At 58.5% G+C, this 26,670-nt stretch carries 28 protein-coding genes and 1 other annotated feature; of the genes, 20 read left to right on the plus strand and 8 right to left on the minus strand.

The features are described from left to right. Positions 1-3: 3 nt before the first annotated feature. Positions 4-75: a sequence feature (ROSE (Repression Of Heat Shock gene Expression) occurs in the 5'-region of heat shock genes and acts as an RNA thermometer to modulate expression.), on the plus strand. The 3 genes from ibpA (at position 69) to GXP72_RS00275 (ending at position 2,871) form a co-directional block, all read left to right on the plus strand. Beyond that, positions 69-479 (plus strand): small heat shock chaperone IbpA, encoded by a 411-nt coding sequence (ibpA, locus tag GXP72_RS00265; RefSeq protein ID WP_008500162.1) that lies wholly within the window; start codon positions 69-71, stop codon positions 477-479. (Overlaps the previous feature by 7 nt.) Before the next feature lie 136 nt (positions 480-615). After that, positions 616-1,044, plus strand: a complete 429-nt coding sequence (gene ibpB, locus GXP72_RS00270; RefSeq protein ID WP_024907389.1) for a small heat shock chaperone IbpB — start codon at positions 616-618, stop codon at positions 1,042-1,044. 165 nt (positions 1,045-1,209) lie between these two features. Beyond that, entirely contained in the window at positions 1,210-2,871 is a 1,662-nt protein-coding gene (locus tag GXP72_RS00275) for a putative transporter (RefSeq protein WP_208763372.1), read from the plus strand. Here the strand turns inward: GXP72_RS00275 and GXP72_RS00280 are convergent. Further along, positions 2,839-3,585: a GntR family transcriptional regulator gene (locus GXP72_RS00280; protein WP_024907387.1), complete on the minus strand. Its 747-nt coding sequence runs from the start codon at positions 3,583-3,585 to the stop codon at positions 2,839-2,841. The two genes, GXP72_RS00275 and GXP72_RS00280, sit on opposite strands and share 33 nt — an antisense overlap. Before the next feature lie 221 nt (positions 3,586-3,806). Here GXP72_RS00280 and GXP72_RS00285 point away from each other — a divergent pair, with 221 nt between their 5' ends. The 4 genes from GXP72_RS00285 (at position 3,807) to GXP72_RS00300 (ending at position 7,525) form a co-directional block, all read left to right on the plus strand. Then, positions 3,807-5,429 carry an alpha-glucoside-specific PTS transporter subunit IIBC gene (locus GXP72_RS00285; RefSeq protein ID WP_208763373.1) on the plus strand — a complete coding sequence of 541 codons (1,623 nt, stop codon included), beginning with the start codon at positions 3,807-3,809 and terminating at the stop codon, positions 5,427-5,429. Next, entirely contained in the window at positions 5,426-6,748 is a 1,323-nt protein-coding gene (locus tag GXP72_RS00290) for a 6-phospho-alpha-glucosidase (RefSeq protein ID WP_208763374.1), read from the plus strand. The genes GXP72_RS00285 and GXP72_RS00290 overlap by 4 nt, the downstream gene beginning before the upstream one ends. Positions 6,749-6,840: 92 nt before the next feature. Then, positions 6,841-7,188, plus strand: coding sequence for a YidH family protein (locus GXP72_RS00295; RefSeq protein ID WP_024907384.1), 348 nt, complete (start codon positions 6,841-6,843; stop codon positions 7,186-7,188). Then, complete coding sequence (locus GXP72_RS00300) at positions 7,178-7,525, plus strand: DUF202 domain-containing protein (RefSeq protein WP_024907383.1); 348 nt, start codon at positions 7,178-7,180, stop codon at positions 7,523-7,525. The genes GXP72_RS00295 and GXP72_RS00300 overlap by 11 nt, the downstream gene beginning before the upstream one ends. Before the next feature lie 35 nt (positions 7,526-7,560). Here the strand turns inward: GXP72_RS00300 and dsdA are convergent, their stop codons facing one another. Both dsdA and dsdX read right to left on the minus strand, forming a co-directional pair. Further along, positions 7,561-8,847: a D-serine ammonia-lyase gene (dsdA, locus tag GXP72_RS00305; RefSeq protein ID WP_208763375.1), complete on the minus strand. Its 1,287-nt coding sequence runs from the start codon at positions 8,845-8,847 to the stop codon at positions 7,561-7,563. A gap of 17 nt (positions 8,848-8,864) precedes the next feature. Further along, positions 8,865-10,202: a D-serine transporter DsdX gene (gene dsdX / locus GXP72_RS00310; RefSeq protein ID WP_148769886.1), complete on the minus strand. Its 1,338-nt coding sequence runs from the start codon at positions 10,200-10,202 to the stop codon at positions 8,865-8,867. A gap of 204 nt (positions 10,203-10,406) precedes the next feature. On the opposite strand from dsdX, the gene dsdC reads away from it, so the two are divergent. Then, entirely contained in the window at positions 10,407-11,333 is a 927-nt protein-coding gene (dsdC, locus tag GXP72_RS00315; protein WP_024907380.1) for a DNA-binding transcriptional regulator DsdC, read from the plus strand. 84 nt (positions 11,334-11,417) lie between these two features. After that, entirely contained in the window at positions 11,418-12,506 is a 1,089-nt protein-coding gene (locus GXP72_RS00320) for a cellulase family glycosylhydrolase (protein WP_032648552.1), read from the plus strand. Here GXP72_RS00320 and emrD read toward each other — a convergent pair. From emrD to tisB, 4 genes are all read right to left on the minus strand, one after another. After that, positions 12,409-13,593: a multidrug efflux MFS transporter EmrD gene (gene emrD / locus GXP72_RS00325; RefSeq protein ID WP_208763376.1), complete on the minus strand. Its 1,185-nt coding sequence runs from the start codon at positions 13,591-13,593 to the stop codon at positions 12,409-12,411. The genes GXP72_RS00320 and emrD overlap by 98 nt on opposite strands. 175 nt (positions 13,594-13,768) lie before the next feature. Continuing rightward, positions 13,769-14,602: an EamA family transporter gene (locus GXP72_RS00330; protein ID WP_208763377.1), complete on the minus strand. Its 834-nt coding sequence runs from the start codon at positions 14,600-14,602 to the stop codon at positions 13,769-13,771. 62 nt (positions 14,603-14,664) lie between these two features. Next, on the minus strand, positions 14,665-15,111 hold the full coding sequence (locus tag GXP72_RS00335) for a GNAT family N-acetyltransferase (protein ID WP_025910712.1): 447 nt from the start codon (positions 15,109-15,111) through the stop codon (positions 14,665-14,667). 64 nt (positions 15,112-15,175) lie between these two features. Continuing rightward, a complete protein-coding gene (tisB, locus tag GXP72_RS00340; RefSeq protein ID WP_023309830.1) occupies positions 15,176-15,265 on the minus strand; it encodes a type I toxin-antitoxin system toxin TisB in 90 nt (29 codons plus the stop codon). Between the two features lie 488 nt (positions 15,266-15,753). On the opposite strand from tisB, the gene GXP72_RS00345 reads away from it, so the two are divergent. From GXP72_RS00345 to uhpT, 9 genes are all read left to right on the plus strand, one after another. Next, positions 15,754-16,068 carry a type II toxin-antitoxin system HigB family toxin gene (locus GXP72_RS00345; RefSeq protein WP_024907375.1) on the plus strand — a complete coding sequence of 105 codons (315 nt, stop codon included), beginning with the start codon at positions 15,754-15,756 and terminating at the stop codon, positions 16,066-16,068. After that, positions 16,068-16,484: a helix-turn-helix domain-containing protein gene (locus tag GXP72_RS00350; RefSeq protein ID WP_024907374.1), complete on the plus strand. Its 417-nt coding sequence runs from the start codon at positions 16,068-16,070 to the stop codon at positions 16,482-16,484. Before GXP72_RS00345 ends, GXP72_RS00350 begins: the two co-directional genes overlap by 1 nt. A gap of 147 nt (positions 16,485-16,631) precedes the next feature. Further along, the gene (gene ivbL / locus GXP72_RS00355; RefSeq protein ID WP_057979964.1) at positions 16,632-16,730 is read left to right on the plus strand and encodes an ilvB operon leader peptide IvbL; all 99 of its coding nucleotides are present in this window, start codon (positions 16,632-16,634) and stop codon (positions 16,728-16,730) included. 106 nt (positions 16,731-16,836) lie between these two features. Continuing rightward, positions 16,837-18,525: an acetolactate synthase large subunit gene (ilvB, locus tag GXP72_RS00360; protein WP_090420310.1), complete on the plus strand. Its 1,689-nt coding sequence runs from the start codon at positions 16,837-16,839 to the stop codon at positions 18,523-18,525. Positions 18,526-18,528: 3 nt separating this feature from the next. Beyond that, on the plus strand, positions 18,529-18,816 hold the full coding sequence (gene ilvN / locus GXP72_RS00365) for an acetolactate synthase small subunit (protein ID WP_008500144.1): 288 nt from the start codon (positions 18,529-18,531) through the stop codon (positions 18,814-18,816). 82 nt (positions 18,817-18,898) lie between these two features. Continuing rightward, positions 18,899-19,492 carry a transcriptional regulator UhpA gene (uhpA, locus tag GXP72_RS00370; protein WP_024907372.1) on the plus strand — a complete coding sequence of 198 codons (594 nt, stop codon included), beginning with the start codon at positions 18,899-18,901 and terminating at the stop codon, positions 19,490-19,492. Next, positions 19,489-20,994, plus strand: coding sequence for a signal transduction histidine-protein kinase/phosphatase UhpB (gene uhpB, locus GXP72_RS00375; RefSeq protein ID WP_061716250.1), 1,506 nt, complete (start codon positions 19,489-19,491; stop codon positions 20,992-20,994). Before uhpA ends, uhpB begins: the two co-directional genes overlap by 4 nt. Then, positions 20,987-22,297, plus strand: a complete 1,311-nt coding sequence (locus GXP72_RS00380) for an MFS transporter (protein WP_208763378.1) — start codon at positions 20,987-20,989, stop codon at positions 22,295-22,297. Before uhpB ends, GXP72_RS00380 begins: the two co-directional genes overlap by 8 nt. A 132-nt stretch (positions 22,298-22,429) precedes the next feature. Further along, positions 22,430-23,821, plus strand: a complete 1,392-nt coding sequence (uhpT, locus tag GXP72_RS00385) for a hexose-6-phosphate:phosphate antiporter (RefSeq protein WP_023309834.1) — start codon at positions 22,430-22,432, stop codon at positions 23,819-23,821. Between the two features lie 64 nt (positions 23,822-23,885). Here the strand turns inward: uhpT and GXP72_RS00390 are convergent, their stop codons facing one another. After that, complete coding sequence (locus GXP72_RS00390) at positions 23,886-24,686, minus strand: MBL fold metallo-hydrolase (RefSeq protein ID WP_157189896.1); 801 nt, start codon at positions 24,684-24,686, stop codon at positions 23,886-23,888. Positions 24,687-24,883: 197 nt separating this feature from the next. Between GXP72_RS00390 and GXP72_RS00395 the strand changes: the two genes are divergently transcribed. Continuing rightward, the gene (locus tag GXP72_RS00395; RefSeq protein ID WP_024907368.1) at positions 24,884-25,336 is read left to right on the plus strand and encodes a DUF1198 domain-containing protein; all 453 of its coding nucleotides are present in this window, start codon (positions 24,884-24,886) and stop codon (positions 25,334-25,336) included. Positions 25,337-25,438: 102 nt separating this feature from the next. Continuing rightward, complete coding sequence (gene nepI / locus GXP72_RS00400; RefSeq protein ID WP_048992754.1) at positions 25,439-26,629, plus strand: purine ribonucleoside efflux pump NepI; 1,191 nt, start codon at positions 25,439-25,441, stop codon at positions 26,627-26,629. Positions 26,630-26,670 lie beyond the last annotated feature (41 nt).

Below are 26,670 nucleotides of genomic sequence, written 5' to 3' on the forward strand. Positions count from 1 at the left end.
TCGGGGGGCGCAAAGGCCTGTCCATGGTGGAAGGCTACATTTTCTCGCTGATTTCAGGAGTTTTATTTATGCGTAACTTCGATCTTTCTCCGCTATACCGTTCTGCAATTGGTTTTGACCGCCTGTTTAACCATTTAGAAAATAACCAAAGCCAGAGCAACGGCTACCCTCCATACAATGTTGAGCTGGTTGACGAAAACCACTACCGCATCGCCATTGCCGTCGCCGGTTTTGCAGAAAACGAACTGGAGATCACCGCGCAGGACAACCTGCTGGTGGTGAAAGGTTCCCATACGGCCGAGCAGAAAGAGCGTACTTACCTTTACCAGGGCATCGCCGAGCGCAACTTTGAACGCAAGTTCCAGTTAGCCGAGAACATTCACGTGAAAGGCGCGAACCTGGTCAACGGCCTGCTGTTTATCGAACTGGAACGTGTGATTCCGGAAGAGAAAAAACCGCGTCGTATCGAAATTAACTAATTATGCGGGTCGCGCGAGCGGCCCACCCAGAATTGCTTGCCGTAACGGGAGCATATGCGAATCCATCAGGATTTGCAGGAACAACTGCGCACAAAATTAAACTGTGCCGAACTCGCTTCTCAGAAGGAGATTTAGTATGCGTAACTACGATTTATCCCCCCTGCTGCGTCAGTGGATTGGTTTTGACAAACTGGCTAATGCCCTGCAAAACACCGCTGAGCAACAGACGTTTCCGCCGTACAACATCGAAAAAAGCGACGATAACCACTATCGCATCACCCTGGCGCTGGCCGGCTTCCGTCAGGAGGATCTGGATATCCAGCTTGAAGGCACGCGTCTGACCGTGAAAGGTACGCCGGAGAAACAAGAGACCGAGACCAAATGGTTGCATCAGGGGCTGGTTAATCAGCCGTTTAGCCTGAGCTTTACCCTGGCAGACCATATGGAGGTGTCCGGCGCCACGTTTACCAACGGGCTGCTGCATATTGACCTGACCCGCAACGTGCCGGAAACCATTCCGCCGCAGCGTATCGCCATTAGCGACCGGCCGGCGTTAAACAGTTAACAGTGTGCGGGTTGATGCCCTCACCCCGGCCCTCTCCCACAGGGAGAGGGTGAAAAGATAAAGCCCTGCCCCGGCAGGGCTTTTTTGTGCGCCATCGCCCATACAACCGCCCACGGCTCTGAGAGAATCCTTAGCATAACTAAGGTTATGCCAAGGAAGTGGATCATGAGTGATATCGCGTTAACCGTCAGCGTGTTGGCCCTGGTCGCTGTTGTTGGCCTGTGGATAGGGAATATCAAAATCCGCGGCGTCGGGTTTGGGATAGGCGGGGTGCTGTTTGGCGGCATTTTTGTCGGCCACTTTGCCGACCAGCTCGGGCTGGTCCTCAGCGCCGAGATGCTCCACTTTACTCAGGAGTTCGGCCTGATCCTCTTCGTCTATACCATCGGGATTCAGGTGGGGCCGGGCTTTTTCGCTTCACTTCGGGTCTCCGGATTACGGCTCAACCTGTTTGCCCTCGGCATTGTGGTGATGGGCGGGCTTGTCACCGCCATTCTGCATAAGATTTTTTCTATCCCGCTGCCCGTGGTGCTGGGCATTTTCTCCGGAGCGGTCACCAACACGCCCGCGCTCGGTGCCGGACAGCAAATCCTGCGCGATTTAGGCATCGAACCCGGCATCGTCGATCAGATGGGGATGAGCTACGCCATGGCCTATCCGTTTGGCATTTGCGGCATTCTGCTCTCCATGTGGCTGGTCCGCGTCCTGTTTCGCATTAACATTGATAAAGAGGCGAAAGACCACGAAACCACGCTCACCAACGGCCATATGCCGATTAAAACCATCAACATTCGGGTTGATAACCCCAACCTGAACAATATGGCGATTCAGGACGTACCGATCCTGAACAGCGCCAATATCATCTGCTCGCGCCTTAAGCGCGACGATATGCTGATGGTGCCCGCGCCTGGCACCATCATTCAGCAGGGCGATCTGCTGCATCTGGTCGGCCAGCCCGGCGATTTAAACAACGCGCGGCTGGTGATTGGTCAGGAAGTGGATACCTCTCTCTCAACCCGTGGCACCGATATGCGCGTGGAACGCGTTGTGGTGACTAACGAGCATGTTCTTGGCAAAAAAATACGCGATCTGCAGGTAAAAGAACGCTATGACGTGGTGATCTCCCGCCTCAACCGTGCGGGTGTCGAGCTGGTCGCCAGCCCGGAGGCCAGCCTGCAGTTCGGGGATATCCTCAACCTGGTTGGGCGACCGTCGTCCATCGACGCCGTGGCGGATATGGTGGGTAACGCCCAGCAAAAACTGCAGCAGGTGCAGATGCTGCCGGTGTTCATCGGTATCGGGCTTGGCGTACTCCTTGGCTCGATCCCGCTGTACGTGCCGGGCTTCCCGGTGGCGCTCAAGCTGGGCCTGGCGGGCGGGCCGCTGATTATGGCGCTGATCCTCGGGCGTATCGGCTGCATCGGTAAGCTCTACTGGTTTATGCCGCCGAGCGCCAACCTGGCGCTGCGCGAGCTGGGCATCGTGCTGTTCCTGGCGGTGGTCGGGCTGAAGTCCGGCGGGGATTTTGTCGATACGCTGATCAAGGGCGAAGGGATGAGCTGGGTCGGCTACGGCATCTTTATCACGGCTATTCCTCTGCTGACGGTGGGCATACTGGCGCGGATGTTCGCCAAAATGAACTACCTGACGCTGTGCGGCATGCTGGCGGGCTCCATGACCGATCCGCCCGCGCTGGCCTTTGCCAACAACCTGCACGCCACCAGCGGCGCGGCCGCGCTCTCCTATGCCACCGTCTACCCGCTGGTGATGTTCCTGCGCATCATTACGCCGCAGCTACTGGCGGTGCTGTTCTGGGGGATGGGCTAGCAGGTCGTCCGGGTGGATGCGCCGCAGATGGTAGTCCACCTGGTAATCGCTGGTATTTCGGAACATCACGGAATAATTGAGAAACTCGCCGCTGTCGCTGTAGGAAAGGGACGTAATGCGCAGCAGCGGCGTCTGTTCCGGGAGGTTCATATAGCCGGCCAGCGTTTTATCTGCCAGCACCGGCGTCAGGCTCTCGTAGTTCCCGCTGATGGTGATCCCGCACTCCTTCTCGATGTAATCAAACTTAGACCCCTCAAGATGCGCCAGCGACAGATTGCGGAACAGCTTCACCGGCATAAAGCTGTCCTCCAGCATCAGCGGCTTCCCGTCCACGTAGCGCACCCGTCGGGAAAAGTAGATCCGCTCATCCACCTGAATCCGCAGCTGGCTGGCGATGGCGGGTGGGGCGGGCATCACTTCGAACTGCAGCACCTTGCTCTGCACCTCTTTTCCCTGCTGGCGCAGCACCTCCACCAGCCCGGTCAGGTTGGTGGTTTCGTGGTGAACGTCTTTACGCGACACAAACGTGCCGCTGCCGTGCCGCCGCTCAACCAGCCCCCAGCTCACCAGCAGATCCAGCGCCTTGCGGATGGTCATTCGCGCCACACCGAACTCCTGCGCCAGCGCTTTTTCGCCGGGCAGCGGGCTTCCGATGTTGTAGTCCGACGAATTCAGCCGCAGCCGCAATCTGTCGGCAATAGATTTGTAGATCACCAGTAGACCTCTCTGCCCTTATCAGGGCGTGGATGGCGTCCTGACATGTCTATATTTACCGAAAAAAGTAGACCTGATTGGTCAAAATAAAACCATGAATGCGATCACGAATCGCAGCGGCACGCCATGTTCGCGCATCAGTAAGTTCTTATGCTCACCTCAGGCCAGCAAAAAACCATAAAGGCCTCTACCCCTACAGGTTGTTTCATGAGGATTTATAAATGCTCAGTCAAATACAACGTTTTGGCGGTGCCATGTTTACCCCGGTGTTGCTGTTTCCGTTCGCCGGGATCGTGGTGGGAATCGCCATCATGCTTCGCAACCCGCTGTTTGTCGGCGAAGTCTTAACGGCCCCCGATCATCTTTTCGCGCAGATTGTTCACATCATTGAAGAGGGCGGCTGGGCGGTGTTTCGCAATATGCCGCTGATTTTTGCCGTCGGCCTGCCGATTGGCCTGGCGAAGCAGGCCCAGGGCCGCGCCTGTCTGGCGGTGCTGATTAGCTTCCTGACCTGGAACTACTTCATCAACGCGATGGGGATGACCTGGGGCCACTTCTTTGGCGTCGACTTCTCCGCCGAACCGACGGCGGGAAGCGGGCTGGCGATGATTGCCGGCATCAAAACGCTCGATACCAGCATCATCGGTGCCATCGTGATTTCAGGCATCGTCACCGCCATCCACAACCGCTATTTTGACAAGCCGCTGCCGGTGTTTCTGGGGATTTTCCAGGGCAGCTCGTTTGTCGTTATTCTCGCGTTCTTCGTCATGATCCCCTGCGCCTGGCTGACGCTGCTGGGCTGGCCGAAAGTGCAGATGGGCATTGAGTCTCTGCAGGCGTTCCTGCGCTCTGCCGGGGCGCTGGGCGTGTGGGTCTATACCTTCCTGGAACGTATTCTGATCCCAACCGGATTGCACCACTTCGTCTACGGTCCGTTCATCTTCGGCCCGGCGGCGGTTGAGGGAGGGATTCAGGTCTACTGGGCGCAGCACCTGCAGGAATTCAGTCAGAGCACCCTGCCGCTGAAAACTCTCTTCCCGGAAGGCGGCTTCGCCCTGCACGGTAACTCAAAAGTGTTTGGTTCGGTCGGGATTGCGCTGGCGATCTGGTACACCGCGTCGCCGGAAAACCGCGTCAAGGTCGCGGGGCTGCTGGTCCCGGCCACGCTTACCGCGGTGCTGGTGGGCATTACCGAACCGCTCGAATTCACCTTCCTGTTTATCTCGCCGCTGCTGTTTGCCGTTCACGCCGTGCTGGCGGCGACCATGGCGACGGTGATGTACACCTTTGGCGTGGTCGGGAACATGGGCGGCGGCCTGCTGGATCAGTTCCTGCCGCAAAACTGGATCCCGATGTTCCATAACCACGCCGCGACGGTCTTCACCCAGATCGGCATCGGCGTCTGCTTCACCGGAATTTACTTCGTGGTCTTCAAAACGCTGATTGCGCGTCTGAACCTGAAAACGCCGGGCCGGGAGGAGAGCGAAATCAAGCTCTACAGCAAGGCCGACTATAAGGCGGCGCGTGGGCAAACCACAGCTCCGGCTGCGGCCAGCCAGCAGGTCGGGCAGGCCGCCGGATTCCTGCAGGCGCTGGGCGGTGCGGCCAACATCGAAAGCATCAACAACTGCGCCACCCGCCTGCGCATCGCCCTGGTCGATATGGCGAAAACGCAAAGCGATGACGTCTTCAAAGCCCTCGGCGCCCACGGCGTGGTGCGACGCGGCAACGGCATTCAGGTGATTGTCGGCCTGCACGTTCCTCAGGTGCGCGACCAGCTGGAATCGCTGATGAAAACCCCCTTAACGAATGAACAAACCACCCTGACAGAGGCTATATCATGAAAAAATTCTCAGTTGTCATTGCAGGCGGCGGCAGCACCTTTACGCCTGGTATCGTCCTGATGCTGTTAGCCAACCGTGACCGTTTCCCGCTGCGCGCCCTGAAGTTCTATGACAACGACGGCGCGCGTCAGGAGACCATCGCCGAAGCGTGCAAAATTATCCTTAAGGAACAGGCTCCGGAGATTGAGTTCAGCTACACCACCGACCCGAAAGCGGCCTTTAGCGATGTCGATTTCGTGATGGCACATATCCGCGTGGGTAAATACCCGATGCGCGAAAAAGATGAAAAAATCCCGCTGCGCCACGGCGTGCTGGGTCAGGAAACCTGCGGCCCGGGTGGGATTTCCTACGGCATGCGCTCTATCGGCGGCGTGCTGGAGCTGGTGGATTATATGGAGCAGTACTCTCCGAACGCGTGGATGCTGAACTACTCCAACCCGGCGGCGATTGTCGCGGAAGCCACGCGCCGCCTGCGTCCGAACGCCAAAATCCTCAACATCTGCGATATGCCGATCGGCATTGAAGGGCGCATGGCGCAGATTGTCGGCCTGAAGGACCGCAAAGAGATGCGCGTGCGCTACTACGGCCTGAACCACTTCGGCTGGTGGACGTCGATTGAAGATCTGAACGGCAACGATTTGATGCCGAAACTGCGTGAATACGTGGCGAAAAACGGCTATGTCCCGCCTTCTGACGACGCTCATACCGAAGCGAGCTGGAACGATACGTTCGCTAAAGCAAAAGACGTGCAGGCGCTGGATCCGGACACCATGCCGAACACCTACCTGAAGTATTACCTGTTCCCGGACTACGTGGTCGCGCATTCCAACCCGGAACGTACCCGCGCCAATGAGGTCATGGATCACCGTGAGAAGCACGTGTTCAGTTCCTGCCGGGCGATTATCGAGGCGGGAAAATCCTCTGCCGGTGAATTGGAAATCGACGAACACGCGTCGTACATCGTCGATCTGGCGACCGCCATTGCCTTTAACACCCAGGAGCGGATGCTGCTGATTGTGCCAAACAACGGGGCCATCCATAACTTTGATGCCGACGCGATGGTGGAGATCCCGTGCCTGGTGGGCCATAACGGGCCGGAGCCGCTCACGGTGGGCGATATTCCTCACTTCCAGAAAGGGCTGATGAGCCAGCAGGTGGCGGTGGAAAAACTGGTGGTGGATGCCTGGGAGCAGCGCTCGTACCAGAAACTCTGGCAGGCGATCACCCTGTCGAAAACCGTGCCGAGCGCGTCCGTCGCGAAGGCGATTCTGGATGACCTGATCGAGGCCAATAAGGATTACTGGCCAGAGCTGCACTGATCGTCCTGACCGGCATCGCCCGATGCCGGTCTCCTTGTCCTTGTCGATTTACGCTATGCTGAAGCCTGCCCGTAGCACGACAAGGAACCTTCATGAAAATTTCCCGCCTCGGCGAAGCGCCGGACTACCGCTTCTCGCTGGCTAATGAACGCACGTTTTTAGCGTGGATCCGCACCGCGCTGGGATTCCTTGCCGCCGGGGTGGGGCTCGATCAGCTCGCGCCCGATTTCGCCACGCCGCTGATCCGCGAGGTGCTGGCGCTGCTGCTGTGCCTGTTCGCGGGCGTGCTGGCGATTTACGGCTACCTGCGCTGGCTGCGCAATGAGAAGGCGATGCGTCTGAAGCAGGATCTGCCCTATACGCGTGGGCTGCTTATCATCAGCGCGATTCTGCTGGCGGTGGCGGGCGTAGTGATGGTGCTGGTGTTCTATGGCGGATAGCCGCAAAGCGCGACGCGAAGCGGACCCCGGCCTGCAGCCGGAGCGGACGTCACTCGCCTGGCTGCGCACGCTGCTGGGGTATGGTGCGCTGATTGCCCTCGCGATTAAGCACAACTGGCACCGCACCGGGGTGCCGTTCTGGATCTCGCTTGTCGTGCTGGCGCTGGTGGCGATTATTTTATGGCGCTATACCCGCAGTCGAAACCTGATGGACGTGGCGCAGAACGATTTTGTGCAGCCGAAGGCGGTGAGGGATAAGTTCCTGATCGCCCTGGCCGTGCTGTCTCTGTCTTTACTCTTCGCAGTGACTCACATTCAGCAAATTGTGAGCTTTTAAAGCCCGGTGGCGGCTACGCCTTACCGGGCCTACGGTTAACGGCCTTTTGCTAAATACTTCGCCATTTCGTCTTCCGGCACCATGCCGCCGCCGGTCGCCCATACCAGGTGGGTAACGCTGGCATCTGAAGGCACGCGCAGCGGCCCGGCCATGCCCGCCAGCGCGGACGGTTCCAGCCGAATGCCTTCCTCATGCGCCAGCCAGCCGAGCATGTCGTACATGCTCTGGTCGGAAAGCGTATAGAACCCGTCAAGCAGGCGCTCCATCGCGCGGCCCACGAAGCCGGACGCGCGCCCTACCGCCAGACCGTCCGCCGCCGTAACGTTATCAATGCCCAGATCCTGCACCGCAATCTCATCGTGCAGGCCGGTGTAAACACCCAGCAGCATGCACGGGGAGTGCGTCGGCTCCGCGAAGAAGCAGTGGACGTTATCGCCAAAGGCCAGCTTCAGGCCAAACGCCACGCCGCCGGGGCCGCCGCCGACGCCGCACGGCAGATAGACGAACAGCGGATGATCCGCATCCACCACGCGGCCCTGTGCGGCAAACTGCGCCTTCAGTCGCTCGCCTGCCACCGCGTAGCCCAGGAACAGGGTGCGGGAGTTTTCATCGTCAATGAAGAAACAGTTCGGATCGCTTTCTGCCGCCTTGCGTCCCTGCTCCACCGCCACGCCGTAATCCTGCTCATATTCCACGACGATGACGCCGTGGCTGCGCAGTTTGGCTTTCTTCCACTCGCGGGCGTCGGCGGACATATGCACCGTCACCTTAAAGCCGATGCGGGCGCTCATAATGCCGATGGACATCCCGAGGTTGCCGGTTGAGCCTACCGCAATGCTGTACTGGCTGAAGAATTCCTTATAGCGCGGCTCCAGCAGAATGCTGTAGTCGTCTTCAACGCTCAGCAACCCGGCTTCCAGCGCCAGTTTCTCCGCGTGGGCCAGCACCTCATAGATGCCGCCGCGCGCTTTGATCGAGCCGGAGATCGGCAGATGGCTGTCTTTTTTTAGCAGCAGCGTGCCGGGAACGGATTTGCCAGACTCTTTCTCCAGCCGCGCCTGCATTGCCGGGATCGCGACCAGCTCGGATTCGATAATCCCGCCCGTGGCGGCCGTCTCCGGGAAGGCTTTCGCCAGATACGGCGCGAAGCGTTTCAGGCGAGCGTGCGCGTCGTCCACGTCGGCTTTGGTCAGCCCGACATAGGGCAGTCCTTCCGCCAGCGTGGTGGTTCGCGGGTTAAGCCAGGTGGTTTCTTTCAGGGCAATCAGATCCTCAACCAGAGGAAACTGTGCGGTTAAAGTAGTGATAGTTGCGTTTTCCATAATACGTCTCTTCGCGCTCAGATAATGAAGGAAAGCAGGAATGTGCCGCCAAGTGCAAGCACCGAGGCGATAAACGTCGCCGTCGTATAGTATTTGAAGGTCTCATTCAGGGTCGCGCCGCAGTACTGCTTCACCAGCCAGAAGAGGGAATCGGTCACGATCGTGCAGCCAATGGCGCCGGAACCGATGGCAATGGTGATGATCTCAGGGCTGACGTTCGGGTAGAGCGGCAGCATCGGCGCGACGATCGCCGTCGCCCCCATCATCGCCACCGTCGCGGAGCCAACGGCGGCATGCAGCACCAGCGCCACCAGCCAGGCGAGCAGGATAGGGTGCATGTGCAGGTTCGAGAGAATATGCGCCAGTGAGTCCGCCAGTCCGCTGGTTTTCAGGATGGCGTTGAACGCGCCGCCCGCGCCGATAATCAGCAAAATGTTGGCGATAGAGCCGAAGCCGTGCTCGGTGTGCGTCAGCATCGCGCCCATGCCCATGTGCTGGCGGATCCCCAGCAGGTAATAAGCGACAAACACGGCGATAAACATGGCGGTGATCGGGTTGCCGATAAACTCCAGCAGCGTATACAGCGTGCCTTCTTTTGCCATATTCAGCTCGGCGATGGTTTTCACCAGCATCAGGGCAATCGGCAGCAGCACCGTGAACAGCGTGGCGCCCAGCGACGGCAGGGTGTGCTCTTCCCGCACCTTCAGGTCTGAAAATTCCGCCGGAACCGGTTTAAACGGCAGACGATTGCCGAGCAGTTTCAGGAACAGCGGGCCACCGACCAGCGAGGCCATCAGGCCTACCATCAAACCGTAGACAATGACCGTCCCGACGTCCGCACCTAATTTATTGGTCACAAACAGGGCAGCAGGATGCGGCGGCACCACGCAGTGCACCGCCATCAGCGCGGTACAGAGCGGAATAGCCAGCTTGAGCAGCGACGTGTGGGTCTTTTTGGCGATGGAAAACGCCAGCGGGATGAGCAGTACTACGCCCACTTCCACGAACAGCGTGATACCGCAGATCAGGCCCACCAGCACCATAATCACGTCTGCTGACAGCCAGCGGCAGCGCTGCAGTGCGATCCCGATGCGCTCTGCCGCGCCGGAGACTTCCATCATCTTGCCGAGAATGGTGCCCAGACCAATCACCGCCGCCAGGAAGCCCAGCGTGCCGCCAATCCCGCTCTCAATGGCGTTCACCATATCCAGCGGGCTCATCCCCATCATCGCGCCGACGAAAAAGCTCGCCAGCAGCAGCGCGAGGAACGGGTGAAACTTCAGTTTTACGATGGTTAAAACAATCAACACAATGCTGACCAGCAGCGTTGCCACAACCCAGACCTGAGATCCCATATCTCACCTCACCCTTATGTCATCTGAGGGTATTGGACGAAAAATCGGCGTGGGCTGACAAACGATATAAATTGGCGTTCAGGTGAGCCAGATTGGATCAACTGAGTGACTGCGCTCTAAAAAGCACACTTAATTCGTATTAGGTTCACATAAATTCACCCTTAAACGGTATGCTGAGCGCAGCAACCACGCGTGAGAATTGTGATGACCGATGCAAATGAAGCCAGAAACCGGCTGTTAAACGGCTGGCAGCTGTCGAAAATGTACACCTTTGAAGTGGCCGCCCGGCATGAGTCCTTCGCGCTGGCGGCGGAGGAGCTGTCGCTTAGCCCCAGCGCGGTGAGCCACCGCATCAACCTGCTGGAAGAGGAGCTGGGCATTCAGCTGTTCGTCCGCTCGCACCGTAAAGTCGAGCTGACGCAGGAGGGAAAGCGCGTCTACTGGACGCTAAAATCATCCCTCGACACCCTGAATCAGGAGATCCTGGATATCAAAAACCAGGCGCTGTCCGGTACGCTGACGGTCTACTCCCGGCCGTCGATCGCCCAGTGCTGGCTGGTACCCATGCTGGGTGATTTTACCCGTCGCTACCCGTCGATTTCGCTCACCATCCTGACCGGCAATGATTACGTCAATATGCAGCGAACGGGTATCGATCTGGCACTTTATTTCGACGATACGCCGCCTAACCATCTCTCTCATCACTTCCTGATGGACGAGGAAATTTTGCCCGTCTGTTCACCACAATATGCCCGTGAGCATGAACTGTTGAAAAACCCCGATAACCTCAGCCACTGCACGCTGCTGCATGACCGTCAGGCCTGGAGCAATGATTCCGGTACGGATGAGTGGCTGAGCTGGGCGCAGCACTTTGCGGTGAACATGCCGCCATCGTCTGGTATTGGTTTCGATCGTTCTGATTTGGCGATTATTGCGGCCATCAACCACGTCGGCGTCGCGATGGGGAGAAAGCGGCTTGTGCAGAAACGGCTGGAACGAGGCGAGCTGATCGCCCCGTTTGGCGAAAAGACCCTGAAATGCCATCAGCACTACTATATTTCGACGCTTTCTGGCCGTCAGTGGCCGAAAATTGACGCCTTTATCGGCTGGCTGAGAGAACTGGCAGGTTGAAGAATTATTACGCTTTCGCGCTACACCAAATATGAAAAAGCGTGCTAAATACAGGTAATGCTTTCGATTTATCCAGGGTAAACCGTGTTAAAGCCTTTTATTGTCTCTGCATTACTGATCTCTTCCGGCTGGGCGATTGCCGCTGAGCCGCCGCTGACGGCTGCCCATTATGCGCAGCAGCTTGGCGTCGGGATGGATGTGGACTGGGCGCGAACCGAGCGCGGCATACGCGAATTCGACCCGCTGGTGGTTCGCGATTTTCGTGCAAAAGGCATTACTCACGTGCGCATCCGCGTGGCCGATGAGCCGACGGAAGCGCGGCTGATTCACCTGCGCAAGCTGGTGGAAGCCTGCGAGCAGTATGGCGTGATCCCGATAATCGCTTATCAGGCTGATGAATATAAAAACGACCCAAAAGCCGACAACGAAAAAGAGACGATCAACTGGTGGATTGCCGTAGCGCACTATTTCGGTCAGAGCTACCCGCTGCTGGGTTTTGATCTCATTTATGAGCCAGCCGACAAGCTTAACCACAACCTAGCGTCGCTAAACCGCGTGTATGAAAAAACCATTAAAGCGATCCACGACATGGACCCGCAGCGCATGATCTTTATTGCGCCGCGCCTGCGTGCCGCGCCGGAGGATTTATCCAGCCTGAAGCTGCCTGCGCACAGCCAGAACTACCTGCTGGCGGAGTGGCATATTTTCCCGTGGGGGCCGCTGAAAAATAGCGGTAAATACCCGTGGACGTCCGGCACGGCGGCGGAGAAAGCGGCTATCCATAACCGCATCAACGCCGCGCTGCACTGGCAGCAAAAAACCGGGCACGTTAGCTGGGTCGGGGGCTGGGGCGTGGGAGAATCAAGCCGCTTTACGCCAACCGCTTCGCAGCTGGCCTTCGCCACCTTTATGGCCTGCGAGCTGCAAAAGGCGAAAATCCCGTATGCGCTTAACGCGGATTTCCAGTTTTACGACGGAGAAGAGGGCGCCTGGCGGCCAGCGCCAGAGCCGTTATTACAGGCGATGATCGCCCCTGTCTGTGAAAAGCCCGGCGAGAAGCCGGGCCATCATGCGGTTAAACCGGCTGCTCGTGATGCGGGACACGCGACGCCAGCGGCAGCCAGCACAGTAAAATCAGCAGCCCCATCAGCGTCATCAGCAGGCCCAAACTAGCCTGCCCGGTCTGCGGCATCATCGCCGAGAGCCAGGCCAGCGCGCCGGAGCCGATATTCTGCAAGCCGCCCACCAGCGCGCCCGCCGTACCTGCGAGGAACGGGAACGGCTCCATCGCGCCGCTGGTGGCGAGCGGGAACAGCATCCCCGCGCCGAAGAAGAACAGCGCTGCCGGGATGAGCAGCGTCCAGACCGACATCACGTCAAACAGCCCCGGGATCCACATCATCAGACCCGCCAGCAGACAGCTGATCACCGACTGCCACATCAGGGTGGAGAAGCGTTTGTTTGGTCGCCCGGCAAACCACGCGCCGAAGAACGCCGCCGGGATCGGCAGAATAAACAGAATGCTCACCACCATGCTGCTCAGGCCCAGCCCCGCGCCTAGCAGCACGCCGGAACAGGCTTCGAACACCGCAATGCCCGCCAGGCCGCCGATCAGCATCAGCAGATAGCAGGTAAACGCGCCGTTGCCGAACAGCGTTTTATAGCTGGTGATAAGCTTCGTGCGCGGCGCATCCAGCGGGCGCGTTTCCGGCATCCAGCGCGCCATGCTGAAGGTGACAATCACGCAGAGCACCAGCAGGAAGGCGTAGCAGGCGCGCCAGGACCACATCGTGTCCAGCAGGCCGCCGATCAGCGGGGCCAGCAGCGGGCTGACCAGAATACCCATGTTTAACAGGCTGTTGGCATGGCGCAGCTGGGTACCCTGATACATATCGCGCGGTAAGGTACGCGCCATCACCCCGCCGACGCCGGTCCCGACGCCCTGCAGGGCGCTGGCGGCAATCAATACGGTCAGGCTGTGGGTGGTAATGGCAATTACCGTCGCCACCATGAAAATGCTCATGCCCACCAGGATCACCGGGCGACGCCCGACGCGGTCGGACAGCGGGCCGTAGAAGAGCTGCGAAACGCCATAGGTCAGCAGATAGGCTGCCATTACGCTCTGTACCGCGCCCTCGCGGACGTTTAATTCCTTTGCCATGTCGGCAATCGCCGGAATGTAGATGGTTTGCGCCATCTGACCGACGGCCACCAGTAACACCAGCATCAACAATAAGTTAACGTTCCGTTGCTTTTTCATGTCGCTGAATACTTTTGCCAAAAGAGAAAAATGAAGAATAAGTGACTGCGCATTCCCATAAATGCGCGAGGAATCTACCACAGAGAGATGACAATTTAAGCATTGTCTTGGTGAATGAAAAAACCGGTAAAGGCAGGATTTGTAAACAAGAACGGCAACTAATGTTGCCAGTGCTTTACGCCAGGCGCAGCAGAATGGCGCCGCCGGCAATGCCCAGCGCCGCCGCGATGCGCAGGCCCGCAACCTTCTCTTTTAAAAGCAAAAAAGCGATCAGCGCGCCAAAGAGTATGGAGGTTTCCCGCAGAGCCGCGACCACTGCCAGCGGTGCCTGCGTCATTGCCCACAGCGCCAGACCATATGAGCCCATCGTGCCAACGCCGCCGAGCAACCCCTTTTTCCAGTGCAGACGCAGGTAGCCGGACGCCTCGCGCCGACGCGCCACCATCGCCCAGCTCAGCAGGCAGAAACCGTTCATAAAGAAGGTCCATAGCGTATAGCCCAGCGCGGTGTCCGACAGCCGTACGCCGGTGCCGTCCACCAGCGTATACCCGGCGATAAAACAGGCATTCAGCAGCGCCAGCCAGATCCCTTTCCGCGACTGCGTGCGCCCGTTCATCGCCATCGCCAGAATCGACAGGCAAATTACCCCAATGCCGGACCAGGCGAGCCAGGAGAGACGATCGCCAAGCGCCAGCACGCTGATCAGCGCCACCAGCAGCGGTGCGGTGCCGCGCATCAGCGGATAGGTCTGGCTCATATCGGAGACCTGATAGGTCTTTGCCACCAGCACGGTGTACACCACCTGCAAGGCGCAGGAAACAATCAAAAACGGCCAGCTTGCGGCAGAGGGCTGTGGAGAAAACGGCAGTAAGACCAGAGCGATAACCGTGGCGGAGCCGCTGACGCTAATCGCGGAATAGAGCTTGTCCGTTCCGGCTTTGACAATGGCATTCCAGCTGGCATGCAGCAGGGCGGCGAACAGCAAAATGCAGAATACGGTGATGGTCATGGCATATCGGGTGATGAATTGTCACTCAACTGTAACATTCACGTCCTGAAGCTGCCAGCCGGTTACACCGCACAAAAAAGGCGGTGCGTCACCCGCGGTTCGTCCGAGACCAGCGTAAATCCTGCCCGGCGATAAAACCCGTAGGCAGCGTCCGGCGCATGGGTATTGAGGAAATCAAACCAGATGCTGGCATCGGCCATCACGACGGTTAAAAGCTGCTTGCCAATCCCCAGCCCGCGGCACTTCTCGCTGACGTAGAGATGGCGAATACGTCCGGCGCGCGGCTGCTGGCTGAACGGATCGCGGTTGAGGCCGCACACGCCCACCAGCTTGCCGTTAAGAAACGCACCTAACAGCTTTTCACCCGGCGCGTTAAAGCGGTTCTCACCCCGCTGCCAGCTCTCTTCGAGCCTGCGCAGCATGTTAAAATTCAGTGCAATACTTTCCGCCTTCAGGGCGATATACCCCGGCTCATCCGGTGTGACAGGCTCAATTAACAGACGCGACATAGCATTCCCTCGTTATTAAAGAGGGGCGGTTGCCCGCCCCTCTCAGGTGCGACTTGAACCTGAATTACCGAAGGAATTTCAGGACAGCATCAAGCAGTTGCAGTACAGCAACAATGAGTTTGAGGATAAGTATCACCATATCCACTACGCTCATACGCGTCTCCTTTTGGTTAAAAGGAGCACGATGCTGGCGTACCTTTCCGCCGCCTGTTGCCAGCACCTGGATTGACGTAACACAGTGTGCTCACTTCAGGGGTTAAGGCACTGACGGCACCACCCGTTTCAGCCAGGACTTCGTTGCGCCGGTAGAACTGCGGCCCCCTCGCTCACTGCGAACACCCTCAGTATAGATAAATACTGTATGTATGAACAGTATTTTTTGGACAAAAATCGAAAGGCGATCCATACTCAAAAACGTCAAAATCCGTGCCGGAATTGCGCGTTCTTCTTCGATCGCGTATACTTTTTTCGTTGACGTAACACAGTGTGTTCTGCGGCAACCAACCGCAAAACCCTGATAAAAACCTCGCTCCGGCGGGGTTTTTTGTTTTCAGATGTTAGATGGCGCAACGATGTTTGTTGACACATTGGCAATGCATGGTATTGTTGCCATAATGGCAACGGACGCGGCAGGCATGCAGTATGCATTTAATCTCTATGAAGGCAATTTATGATGCGGTAACTCAGTTTCCGCAGCACAAGGAAGAGCTCCTGTTTTTAGGCCGCACCATCGAAAAGAGCCATTGCCCGACACCTGCTGCGCTGAAAAAACTGTTTCCGACGCTGGATAACTTTAAGTATCTGGATAAGCATTATGTTATTGATATTGCAAACAACAATCTCAGAGTAGTGGCTCTCATCTTCTTTGAAAGCCAAAAGTTTTATGTGCGCCATGTTTTTACTCATAAGGAATATGACCGTTTTACGGAGAAACATCGCACTAAGGGGAAGAAATGATGATCGTCGCTGATGCAATGAAAGCTACGCATGCCCTTGTTGCGGCTGTTCCTTTACTGGGTGAACAGCCGAGCGAGAAAGATTATAAAGATGCGCTTGAGCTGGTTGAGTATCTGCTCATGAACGAGCCCGATAGCCCCTTGCTGGATATTGTGTGCGCCAGGATTAGCCGTTACGAAGCCAACCGGCCAGAGATAGTCGCATTACGCAAGGAGATGGAGTCCGTTCCCGTCGGTGTTGCGGTTTTAAGAACCTTAATGGATCAGTACAACCTGACGATATCGGATTTTCAGGATGAAATTGGCAGTAAATCGATGGTTTCACGGGTTCTGAATGGTCAGAGACAGCTTACGCTGAACCATATTAAAAAGCTGGCGGCCAGATTTGGGGTATCACCTGCGCTGTTTATTGAGTGAGTCAAAGTCGACTTTTTGAGTGTCACCACCCAACAAACGAAACGTGATCCCTGACGCATTTTTGCGCAGATGAAAATTTTTCCATTGTCACGCCCGAAAACCTGTGTTTGTATAAATTCAATTAATGATTCCAAACACAGGTCCCCAATGACTTCATCCATCTTCACTTCGACTCTACTAAAAACTGCGCAACCAGCCGCAGTGGTCGTCGTGCGTGTGGTGGTGGTCGTCGGCAATGCGCCGTAGGGACTGGATCAACACACGAATCCAAAACCCCGCCGGCGCAAACCGGGCGGGGTTTTTCGTTTAAGAGCCTCCCCGGAAAGTCGGCCCAGAAGAAAAGGACTGGAGCATGGCAAGTTCGGGCACAACATCCAACAAGACGCGTTTTACTGGCGCGCAGCTGATCGTTCATCTGCTGGAGCGACAGGGCATCACCACGGTTGCGGGCATCCCCGGCGGCACGGTGCTGCCGCTGTACGATGCGTTAAGCCAAAGCACGCAGATCCGCCACGTCCTGGCACGCCACGAGCAGGGGGCAGGCTTTATCGCTCAGGGCATGGCGCGTACCCAGGGTAAACCGGCGGTCTGTATGGCCTGCAGCGGGCCGGGCGCAACCAACCTGGTGACCGCCATCGCCGACGCGCGCCTCGACTCCATTCCGCTGATCTGCATTACTGGCCAGGTGCCGTCCTCGATGATCGGCACCGATGCGTTCCAGGAAGTGGATACCTACGGCATCTCTATCCCCATCACCAAACATAACTATTTAGTTCGCGATATCAGCGAACTTCCTCAGGTTATCAGTGATGCGTTCCGCATTGCCCAGTCCGGCCGCCCGGGCCCGGTGTGGATAGACATTCCTAAGGATGTCCAGACCGCAGAGATCGAGATCGACGTGCTGCCGGAGCCGGGCGACCGTGCCCCCGCGCCAGCATTCAGCGCTGAGAGCGTGCGCGATGCCGCAGCCATGATCAACGCCGCCAAACGTCCGGTGCTCTATCTGGGCGGCGGGGCGATTAATGCTGCGGATGAAATCCGTGAGTTTGCGGAAAAAGCCAACCTGCCGACCACCATGACCCTGATGGCGCTGGGCATGCTGCCAAAAGCGCACCCGCTGTCCCTGGGGATGCTGGGCATGCACGGCGCGCGCAGCACCAACTACATCCTGCAAGAGGCTGATTTGCTGATTGTTATGGGCGCGCGTTTTGATGACCGGGCGATCGGCAAAACCGAGCAGTTCTGCCCGAACGCGAAGATCATTCACGTGGATATCGACCGCGCCGAGCTGGGTAAAATCAAGCAGCCGCACGTGGCGATTCAGGGCGATGTTGCCGAAGTGCTGGCGGAGCTGATCCCGCAGACGGACGCAACCGACCGCGCCGACTGGCGTAAGCTGGTGGCCGATCTGCAGCGCGAGTTCCCGGGCGCCATCCCAACCGAAGGCGACCCGCTGAGCCACTATGGTCTTATCAACGCCGTTGCTGCCTGCGTGGACGACAGCGCGATTATCACCACCGACGTGGGCCAGCATCAGATGTGGACCGCTCAGGCCTACCCGCTGAACCGTCCGCGCCAGTGGCTGACCTCCGGCGGTCTGGGCACTATGGGCTTTGGTCTGCCTGCAGCAGTTGGTGCAGCGCTCGCCAACCCGGACCGCAAGGTCATCTGCTTCTCCGGCGACGGCAGCCTGATGATGAACATTCAGGAGATGGCGACCGCGGCCGAAAACCAGTTAGACGTGAAAATCATCCTGATGAACAACGAGGCGCTGGGGCTGGTGCATCAGCAGCAGAGCCTGTTCTACAAGCAGGGCGTATTTGCGGCGACCTACCCGGGAATGATTAACTTTATGCAGATTGCCGCCGGTTTTGGCCTGCACACCTGCGATCTGAACGCCGAAGAAGACGCGCAGGCGGCGCTGCAGGCGGCGATTTCTCGTCCCGGCCCGGCGCTGATCCACGTGCGTATCGACCCTGAACAAAAAGTGTATCCGATGGTGCCGCCGGGTGCGGCAAATACTGAGATGGTGGGAGAATAAGCCATGCAGAAACAACATGATAACGTCATTCTGGAACTCACCGTCCGCAACCACCCTGGCGTCATGACCCACGTCTGCGGGCTGTTTGCCCGCCGGGCGTTTAACGTGGAAGGCATTCTCTGTCTGCCGATTCAGGGCAGCGAGCACAGCCGCATCTGGCTACTGGTCAACGATGACCAGCGTCTGGAGCAGATGATGGCGCAGATCGACAAGCTGGAAGATGTCACCAACGTGGCGCGTAACCAGTCCGATCCCACCATGTTTAACAAAATTGCGGTGTTTTTCGAATAGATCGCTTAAGGTAAGCGTCTTTCGCTCTTGTAGGCCGGATAAGCGCAGCGCCATCCGGCGTTTTCAGACCGCAGGAAGACACATGACCACCATCGCCCTTATCGACGACCACCTTATCGTCCGCTCTGGCTTTGCCCAGCTTCTCAACCTCGAACCAGATTTCCAGGTCGTGGCCGAGTTTGGCTCCGGTCGCGAGGCGCTGGCGGGCCTGCCGGGGCGCGGGGTGCAGGTCTGTATCTGCGACATTTCGATGCCGGATCTCTCCGGGCTGGAGCTGTTAAGCCAGCTGCCGAAAGGGATGTCGACGATTATGCTGTCTGTCCACGACAGCCCGGCGCTGGTCGAGCAGGCGCTCAACGCGGGGGCGCGCGGGTTTCTCTCCAAACGCTGTAGCCCGGACGAACTGATCGCCGCGGTGCGCACCGTCTCCACCGGCGGCTGCTATTTAACGCCGGATATCGCCATCAAGCTGGCGGCCGGACGTCAGGATCCGCTCACCAGACGCGAACGTCAGGTGGCTGAGAAGCTCGCGCAGGGGATGTCGGTAAAAGAGATTGCCGCCGAGCTGGAACTGTCCCCGAAAACCGTACACGTTCACCGCGCCAACCTGATGGAAAAACTTAACGTCAGCAACGACGTCGAGCTGGCGCGCCGCATGTTCGACAGCTGGCAATGAGTCCCGTCTTTTCGCGGCTGATCGCCGTCGTTGCCAGCTTCTTTATCTTCTCCGCCGCGTGGTTCTGCTTATGGAGCATCAGCCTGCACCTGGTGGAACGCCCCGAGCTGGCGGTGCTGCTGTTTCCCTTCGGCCTGCGACTGGGGCTCATGCTCCAGTGCCCGCGCGGATACTGGCCGGTTTTGCTGGGCGCAGAGTGGCTGCTGCTGGTCTGGCTGGCGCAGGAAGTCGCTCTGGTGCACCTGCCATTATTGATGACCGGAAGCCTGCTCACGCTGCTCCCTGTTGCCCTCATTTCCCGCTACCGTCACCAGCGCGACTGGCGCACGTTGCTGCGGCAGGGGGCGGCGCTGATTGCCGCCGCGCTGCTGCAGTCCCTGCCGTGGGCGGGTGATAAGGAGATGCTCAACGCGCTGCTGCTGACCCTCACCGGCGGCCTGACCCTCGCGCCGACCTGCCTCGTCATCTGGCATTACCTCACCAGTACCGTCTGGCAGCCGCTCGGCCCGGCGCTGGTTTCCCAACCGGTGAACTGGCGCGCCCGGCACCTCATCTGGTATCTGCTGCTGTTCGTGGTGAGCCTGTGGCTTCAGCTGGGTCTACCTGCCGAGCTTTCACGCTTTACCCCGTTTTGCCTTGCGCTGCCGATTATTGCCCTGGCCTGGCACTACGGTTGGCAGGGAGCGCTGATCGCCACCCTAATGAACGCCATCGCGCTGATCGCCAGCCAGACCTGGCACGACCATCCTGTGGACCTGCTGCTTTCCCTGCTGGCCCAGAGCCTGACCGGGCTGCTGCTCGGGGCGGGTATCCAGCGTCTGCGCGAGCTGAACCAGTCCCTGCAAACCGAGCTGGCGCGCAACCGGCGTCTGGCTGAACGCCTGCTGGAGACCGAAGAGAGCGTGCGGCAGGAGGTCGCCCGCGAGCTGCACGATGATATCGGCCAGACGATTACCGCCATCCGCACCCAGGCGGGCATTGTCCAGCGTCTGGCGGCGGAAAACGCGGGCGTGAAGCAGGGCGGAGCGCATATCGAGCAGCTTTCGCTGGGCGTGTATGACTCGGTGCGACGCCTCCTCGGCAGGCTGCGTCCGCGCCAGCTCGACGACCTGTCGCTGGAGCAGGCGGTGCGTTCCCTGATGCGCGAGATGGAGCTGGAAAGCCGCGGCATTGTCAGCCATCTCGACTGGCGAATTAACGAATCTGTCCTGAGCGAAGGCCAGCGCGTGACGCTGTTCCGCGTCTGTCAGGAGGGGCTGAACAATATCGTCAAACACGCCAGTGCCAGCGCGGTCACGATCCAGGGCTGGGAGCAGGACGAACGCCTGATGCTGGTAATTGAAGACGACGGCTGCGGCCTGCCGCCGGGCTCCGGCCAGCAGGGCTTTGGCCTGGCGGGCATGCGCGAGCGCGTGAAGGCGCTCGGCGGCACGCTGAACCTCTCCTGCACCCACGGGACGCGCGTCAGCGTCAGCCTGCCGCTAAGGAGCCACCATGTTTAAGACCCCCGCGAACGCCGCACCGATAGGTAACAAAGCGGAAATCGACGCCCGCTACCGCTACTGGCGTCGCCATATTCTGATCGCTATCTGGCTCGGCTACGCGCTTTTCTACTTTACCCGCAAAAGCTTCAACGCCGCCGCGCCGGAGATCCTCGCCAGCGGCGTGATGACGCGCACCGATATCGGCCTGCTGGCGACGCTGTTTTACATCACCTACGGCCTGTCGAAGTTCTTCTCCGGCATCGTCAGCGACCGCTCTAACGCGCGCTATTTTATGGGCGTTGGGCTGATCGCCACCGGCGTGGTCAACATTCTGTTTGGCTTCTCCACTTCGCTCTGGGCCTTCGCCCTGCTGTGGGCACTGAACGCCTTTTTCCAGGGCTGGGGCGCGCCGGTCTGCGCCCGCCTGCTCACCGCCTGGTATTCGCGCAACGAGCGCGGCGGCTGGTGGGCAATCTGGAACACCGCGCATAATGTCGGCGGGGCGCTGATCCCGATGGTGGTGGGTGCCGCAACGCTGCACTACGGCTGGCGCGCGGGGATGATGATTGCCGGCGGCCTCGCGATTGTCGCCGGGCTGTTCCTCTGCTGGCGCCTGCGCGACAGGCCGCAAACCGTTGGCTTGCCCGCGGTGGGCGACTGGCGGCACGACGAGATGGAAATGGCGCAACAGCAGGAGGGGGCGGGGCTGACGCGCAAAGAGATCCTCACCAAATATGTGCTGAAAAACCCGTATATCTGGCTGCTGTCGCTCTGCTACGTACTGGTGTACGTGGTGCGTGCGGCCATCAACGACTGGGGCAATCTGTACATGTCCGAGACGCTCGGCGTGGACCTGGTGACCGCCAACTCGGCGGTGACGATGTTCGAGCTGGGCGGGTTTATCGGCGCGCTGGTGGCGGGCTGGGGCTCGGACAAGCTGTTCAACGGCAACCGCGGCCCGATGAACCTGATATTCGCCGCCGGGATTTTGCTCTCCGTCGGCTCGCTGTGGCTGATGCCGTTCGCCAGCTACGTGATGCAGGCGGCGTGCTTCTTCACCACCGGCTTCTTCGTGTTCGGCCCGCAGATGCTGATCGGCATGGCGGCGGCGGAGTGCTCGCACAAAGAGGCAGCCGGTGCGGCGACGGGCTTTGTCGGGCTGTTTGCCTACCTCGGCGCATCGCTCTCCGGCTGGCCGCTGGCGCGGGTGATCGACATCTGGCACTGGAGCGGATTCTTCGCGGTGATCGCCATCGCGGCGGGGATCTCCGCCCTGCTGCTGCTGCCGTTTTTGAACGCGCAGGCGCCGCGCGAAGCGTGACGCGCCTCACCTTTTGCTGCCGAGTGGCGCAAAACTAAGAAATTTTCCCGGTTTCACCTGGACGCTGTCTCAGGCATCTCTCCCGGCTGGTTTTTACAATGCTGCAAAAATCAGCTCAGGAGTAACTCAGTCATGCTGGCCTTCTTAAATCAGGTGCGCAAGCCGACCCTGGATCTGCCGCTCGACGTGCGGCGCAAGATGTGGTTCAAACCGTTCATGCAGTCCTATCTGGTGGTCTTCATCGGCTACCTGACCATGTACCTGATCCGTAAAAACTTTAACATCGCGCAGAACGACATGATCTCCACCTACGGGCTGAGCATGACGCAGCTGGGGATGATTGGCCTGGGCTTCTCCATCACCTACGGCGTGGGTAAAACCGTTGTGTCCTACTACGCGGACGGCAAAAACACCAAGCAGTTCCTGCCGTTTATGCTTATCCTCTCCGCCATATGTATGCTCGGCTTCAGCGCCAGCATGGGCGCAGGGTCCGTTAGCCTGTTCCTGATGATCGCCTTCTACGCCCTGAGCGGTTTCTTCCAGAGTACCGGCGGGTCGTGCAGCTACTCCACCATCACCAAATGGACCCCGCGCCGCAAGCGTGGTTCGTACCTCGGCATGTGGAACATCTCCCACAACCTCGGCGGTGCCGGTGCGGCTGGCGTGGCGCTGTTTGGCGCTAACTACCTGTTCGACGGCCACGTGATCGGCATGTTTATCTTCCCGTCGATTATCGCCCTGATTGTCGGCTTTATCGGCCTGCGCTACGGCAGCGACTCCCCGGAATCGTACGGCCTCGGCAAAGCCGAAGAGCTGTTTGGCGAGGAGATCAGCGAAGAGGACAAAGAGACCGAAGAAAACGAGATGTCCAAATGGCAGATCTTTGTTGAGTACGTGCTGAAAAACAAAGTGATCTGGCTGCTTTGCTTCTCGAACATCTTCCTCTACGTGGTGCGCATTGGCATCGACCAGTGGTCCACCGTGTATGCTTTCCAGGAGCTGAAGCTTTCTAAAGAGGTGGCGATTCAGGGCTTCACCCTGTTCGAAGTGGGCGCGCTGGTTGGTACCCTGCTGTGGGGCTGGCTCTCCGACCTCGCCAACGGCCGTCGCGCGCTGGTGGCCTGCGTCGCGCTGGCGCTGATTATCGCCACGCTCGGCGTCTACCAGCACGCCAGCAACCAGTACGTTTACCTGGCGTCCCTGTTCGCGCTCGGCTTCCTGGTGTTTGGTCCGCAGTTGCTGATTGGCGTGGCAGCAGTGGGCTTCGTCCCGAAAAAAGCGATTGGCGCCGCCGATGGGATTAAGGGCACCTTCGCCTACCTGATCGGCGACAGCTTCGCCAAGCTGGGTCTGGGGATGATTGCTGACGGCACGCCGATTTTCGGCCTCACCGGCTGGGCGGGTACCTTCGCGGCGCTGGATGCGGCAGCGATCGGCTGTATCGTCCTGATGGCGATGGTTGCCGTGCTGGAAGAACGTAAAATTCGCCGTGAGAATCGTGCGCAGAAATTAAAAACAGCCTGAGTGTGCAGGTAACTTCTTTGCCCGGTGTGTGATGCCGGGCTTTTTTTATTAGCTGAGTTAAGACCTACCCCAGAACAAAAATATCCCCTGTTGCCGGGGTAACCGCGTCCGGCAACCACAAATTGCCCCATTTACCCGTACAATGGCAGCCCATTATTTTGTCGGGTTGTAGGCCGTGCAGAAACTGCCTGAGTGCCCAGAGCTTACGCGGTGACGCACAGCGAAGATGGAAACCACCGAAAATTGCATGAATATGGTTGATGCCGGTTATTCTCTGACAGTGACGCACAATATCGATCAGACCTCGGTGCCCACAGCCGATAAAAATGACCAGGCCACGGTCAGATTTATAAATTAGAACCCCTTCATCTTTCACATAATCCACATTCGCATTTTTACTACCGATAACACCGTATGCGTGCGGTTTGGCGACAGGGATCTCCCCTGACCATATAAAGCGCTTCCCAATCTGGAGCGGGGTGCTGCTGTACTCCATGCGATAGTGTGAATAATCATTTTTCAGCGACAACTTTTTTAATCTGGCGGTATACCCTGAAAACTGTATTGCCGAGTAACGCTCGCAGGCCACGTGGGGATGGCAGACGATCCGGCAATTATCCGGTAACCACGGAACGCCGCCGCAATGGTCATAGTGCCCGTGAGAAAGTACAGCTGCGGTCAGGCGGGTCAAATCGACTCCCATCAGAGCTGCGTTATGTATGAAGCTATCATCCGGACCGGTATCAAACAGAATGGAATCATTTTCATCCTGTATAAACAGGCTGAGTCCTGCTTTAGCTCGCAGTAAATTTTTAGCGCCGGGATTAGGTCTGTTCTCCAGCAGGACACTGATTGTTATGGACATGTTCGCTCTTTCCCTGAAGTGAAGATTCGTTACCGCCAGGCATTGACCATACACCGTGTATATATAATCGTCCCTATAAAAACTAAAACGACTTTCCTGCCGTTTTTCCAGCGCTTTTCCATTCACTATTATGCTTCTACCCGCTGTCGACGCCGTGCGTTTCCCGCTATGATGAGCGGCTAGTCTAAGGAGAACGCATGGTCTGGATAATGCTGGCAACGCTTGCCGTGGTGTTTGTGGTGGGATTTCGCGTCCTGACCTCAGATTCCCGCCGCGCCATCAAACGTTTAAGCGAGCGGCTTGGCATCACCCCGATGCCGGTTGAGTCGATGATCGACCAGTTTGGTAAAACGTCGGGCAATGAGTTTATCCGCTACCTTGAGCGCCCGGACGAAGCGCATCTGCAAAACGCGGCGCAGGTGCTGCTGATCTGGCAGGTCTGCATTGTCGACGGTAGTGAAGAGAACCTGCACACGTGGCACCGCCTGCTGCGTAAAGCCCGCCTGGCTGCGCCTATCACCGATGCACAAATTCGTCTCGCGCTTGGCTTTATGCGCGAGATGGAACCCGATCCGCAGGAGCTGAACGCCTTCCAGCTGCGCTATAACCAGCTCTTCCTGCCGGAAGAGGGCGTGTTTTATCTGCACTGATCCCCTGTAAAAACGACAAAAGTTGTCTAAACGTTAAATTCGTCACACTTTTGATGATAAACTGCGCGACTTTTCCGTACGTTTTTATCTTCAGGTGACGCCATGACAGAACATATCCAGCCCACGACCAGACCGCAGACCAACGAGGTTTCACGCCCCAACTGGTCGGCCGTCTTCGCCGTGGCGTTCTGCGTCGCCTGCCTGATTACCGTTGAGTTTCTGCCGGTCAGCCTCCTGACGCCGATGGCGCAGGATCTGGGCATTTCCGAGGGCGTGGCGGGTCAGTCCGTTACCGTCACCGCCTTCGTGGCGATGTTCGCCAGCCTGTTTATCACCCAGGTGATTGGCACCATCGACCGCCGTAAAGTGGTCATCCTGTTCAGCGTGCTACTGACGCTCTCCTGCCTGCTGGTCTCCTTCGCGGAAAGCTTCACCCTGCTGCTGCTCGGGCGCGCCTGTCTGGGGCTGGGGCTCGGCGGCTTCTGGGCGATGTCCGCCTCGCTGACCATGCGCCTGGTGCCTGCGCGCACCGTGCCAAAAGCGCTTTCCGTTATCTTCGGTGCGGTTTCTATCGCGCTGGTGATTGCCGCGCCGCTGGGCAGTTTCCTGGGCGGGATTATCGGCTGGCGTAACGTCTTCAACGCGGCGGCAGTGATGGGCCTGCTCTGCATTATCTGGGTGTGGAAGGCGCTGCCGTCCCTGCCGGGCGAAGCGGCGCATCATAAGCAGAACATGTTCAGCCTGCTGAAGCGCCCCGGCGTGCTGGCAGGGATGACCGCGATCTTTATGTCCTTTGCTGGGCAGTTTGCCTTCTTCACCTATATACGCCCGGTGTATATGACCATGGCGGGCTTTGACGTCGACGGCCTGACGCTGGTGCTCCTGAGCTTCGGTATCGCCAGCTTTGTCGGCACGTCGCTGTCGTCACAGTTCCTGAAGCGCTCCCTGAAGGTGGCGCTGGCGGGTGCGCCGCTGGTGCTGGCAGTGAGCGCCACGGTGCTGGTGCTGTGGGGCAGCGATAAGTGGGTCGCGTCGGCGATTGCGATTATCTGGGGCTTTGCCTTCGCGCTGGTGCCGGTGGGCTGGTCGACGTGGATCACCCGCTCGCTTGCCGATCAGGCGGAAAAAGCCGGGTCGATTCAGGTGGCGGTGATCCAGCTGGCAAACACCTGCGGTGCGGCCATTGGCGGCGTGGCGCTCGACCATCTGGGGCTGACGTCACCGCTGGTGATTTCCGGTACGCTGATGCTGCTGACGGCGCTGCTGGTGGCAGGGAAGGTTAAAGCGAAGTAGTGTTTTTCTCCCTCTCCCGTGGGAGAGGGTTGGGGTGAGGG

It is taken from the genome of Enterobacter sp. SES19 (genome assembly GCF_011765665.1).
Taxonomy (GTDB): domain Bacteria; phylum Pseudomonadota; class Gammaproteobacteria; order Enterobacterales; family Enterobacteriaceae; genus Enterobacter; species Enterobacter pseudoroggenkampii.

Coding starts and splice junctions, on each gene's coding strand:
- ibpA (WP_008500162.1), top strand. CDS start 69: ATGCGTAACTTCGATCTTTCTCCGCTATACCGTTCTGCAATTGGTTTT.
- ibpB (WP_024907389.1), top strand. CDS start 616: ATGCGTAACTACGATTTATCCCCCCTGCTGCGTCAGTGGATTGGTTTT.
- GXP72_RS00275 (WP_208763372.1), top strand. CDS start 1,210: ATGAGTGATATCGCGTTAACCGTCAGCGTGTTGGCCCTGGTCGCTGTT.
- GXP72_RS00285 (WP_208763373.1), top strand. CDS start 3,807: ATGCTCAGTCAAATACAACGTTTTGGCGGTGCCATGTTTACCCCGGTG.
- GXP72_RS00290 (WP_208763374.1), top strand. CDS start 5,426: ATGAAAAAATTCTCAGTTGTCATTGCAGGCGGCGGCAGCACCTTTACG.
- GXP72_RS00295 (WP_024907384.1), top strand. CDS start 6,841: ATGAAAATTTCCCGCCTCGGCGAAGCGCCGGACTACCGCTTCTCGCTG.
- GXP72_RS00300 (WP_024907383.1), top strand. CDS start 7,178: ATGGCGGATAGCCGCAAAGCGCGACGCGAAGCGGACCCCGGCCTGCAG.
- dsdA (WP_208763375.1), bottom strand. CDS start 8,847: ATGGAAAACGCAACTATCACTACTTTAACCGCACAGTTTCCTCTGGTT.
- dsdX (WP_148769886.1), bottom strand. CDS start 10,202: ATGGGATCTCAGGTCTGGGTTGTGGCAACGCTGCTGGTCAGCATTGTG.
- dsdC (WP_024907380.1), top strand. CDS start 10,407: ATGACCGATGCAAATGAAGCCAGAAACCGGCTGTTAAACGGCTGGCAG.
- emrD (WP_208763376.1), bottom strand. CDS start 13,593: ATGAAAAAGCAACGGAACGTTAACTTATTGTTGATGCTGGTGTTACTG.
- GXP72_RS00330 (WP_208763377.1), bottom strand. CDS start 14,602: ATGACCATCACCGTATTCTGCATTTTGCTGTTCGCCGCCCTGCTGCAT.
- GXP72_RS00335 (WP_025910712.1), bottom strand. CDS start 15,111: ATGTCGCGTCTGTTAATTGAGCCTGTCACACCGGATGAGCCGGGGTAT.
- tisB (WP_023309830.1), bottom strand. CDS start 15,265: ATGAGCGTAGTGGATATGGTGATACTTATCCTCAAACTCATTGTTGCT.
- GXP72_RS00345 (WP_024907375.1), top strand. CDS start 15,754: ATGCATTTAATCTCTATGAAGGCAATTTATGATGCGGTAACTCAGTTT.
- GXP72_RS00350 (WP_024907374.1), top strand. CDS start 16,068: ATGATCGTCGCTGATGCAATGAAAGCTACGCATGCCCTTGTTGCGGCT.
- ivbL (WP_057979964.1), top strand. CDS start 16,632: ATGACTTCATCCATCTTCACTTCGACTCTACTAAAAACTGCGCAACCA.
- ilvB (WP_090420310.1), top strand. CDS start 16,837: ATGGCAAGTTCGGGCACAACATCCAACAAGACGCGTTTTACTGGCGCG.
- ilvN (WP_008500144.1), top strand. CDS start 18,529: ATGCAGAAACAACATGATAACGTCATTCTGGAACTCACCGTCCGCAAC.
- uhpA (WP_024907372.1), top strand. CDS start 18,899: ATGACCACCATCGCCCTTATCGACGACCACCTTATCGTCCGCTCTGGC.
- uhpB (WP_061716250.1), top strand. CDS start 19,489: ATGAGTCCCGTCTTTTCGCGGCTGATCGCCGTCGTTGCCAGCTTCTTT.
- GXP72_RS00380 (WP_208763378.1), top strand. CDS start 20,987: ATGTTTAAGACCCCCGCGAACGCCGCACCGATAGGTAACAAAGCGGAA.
- uhpT (WP_023309834.1), top strand. CDS start 22,430: ATGCTGGCCTTCTTAAATCAGGTGCGCAAGCCGACCCTGGATCTGCCG.
- GXP72_RS00390 (WP_157189896.1), bottom strand. CDS start 24,686: ATGTCCATAACAATCAGTGTCCTGCTGGAGAACAGACCTAATCCCGGC.
- GXP72_RS00395 (WP_024907368.1), top strand. CDS start 24,884: ATGGTCTGGATAATGCTGGCAACGCTTGCCGTGGTGTTTGTGGTGGGA.
- nepI (WP_048992754.1), top strand. CDS start 25,439: ATGACAGAACATATCCAGCCCACGACCAGACCGCAGACCAACGAGGTT.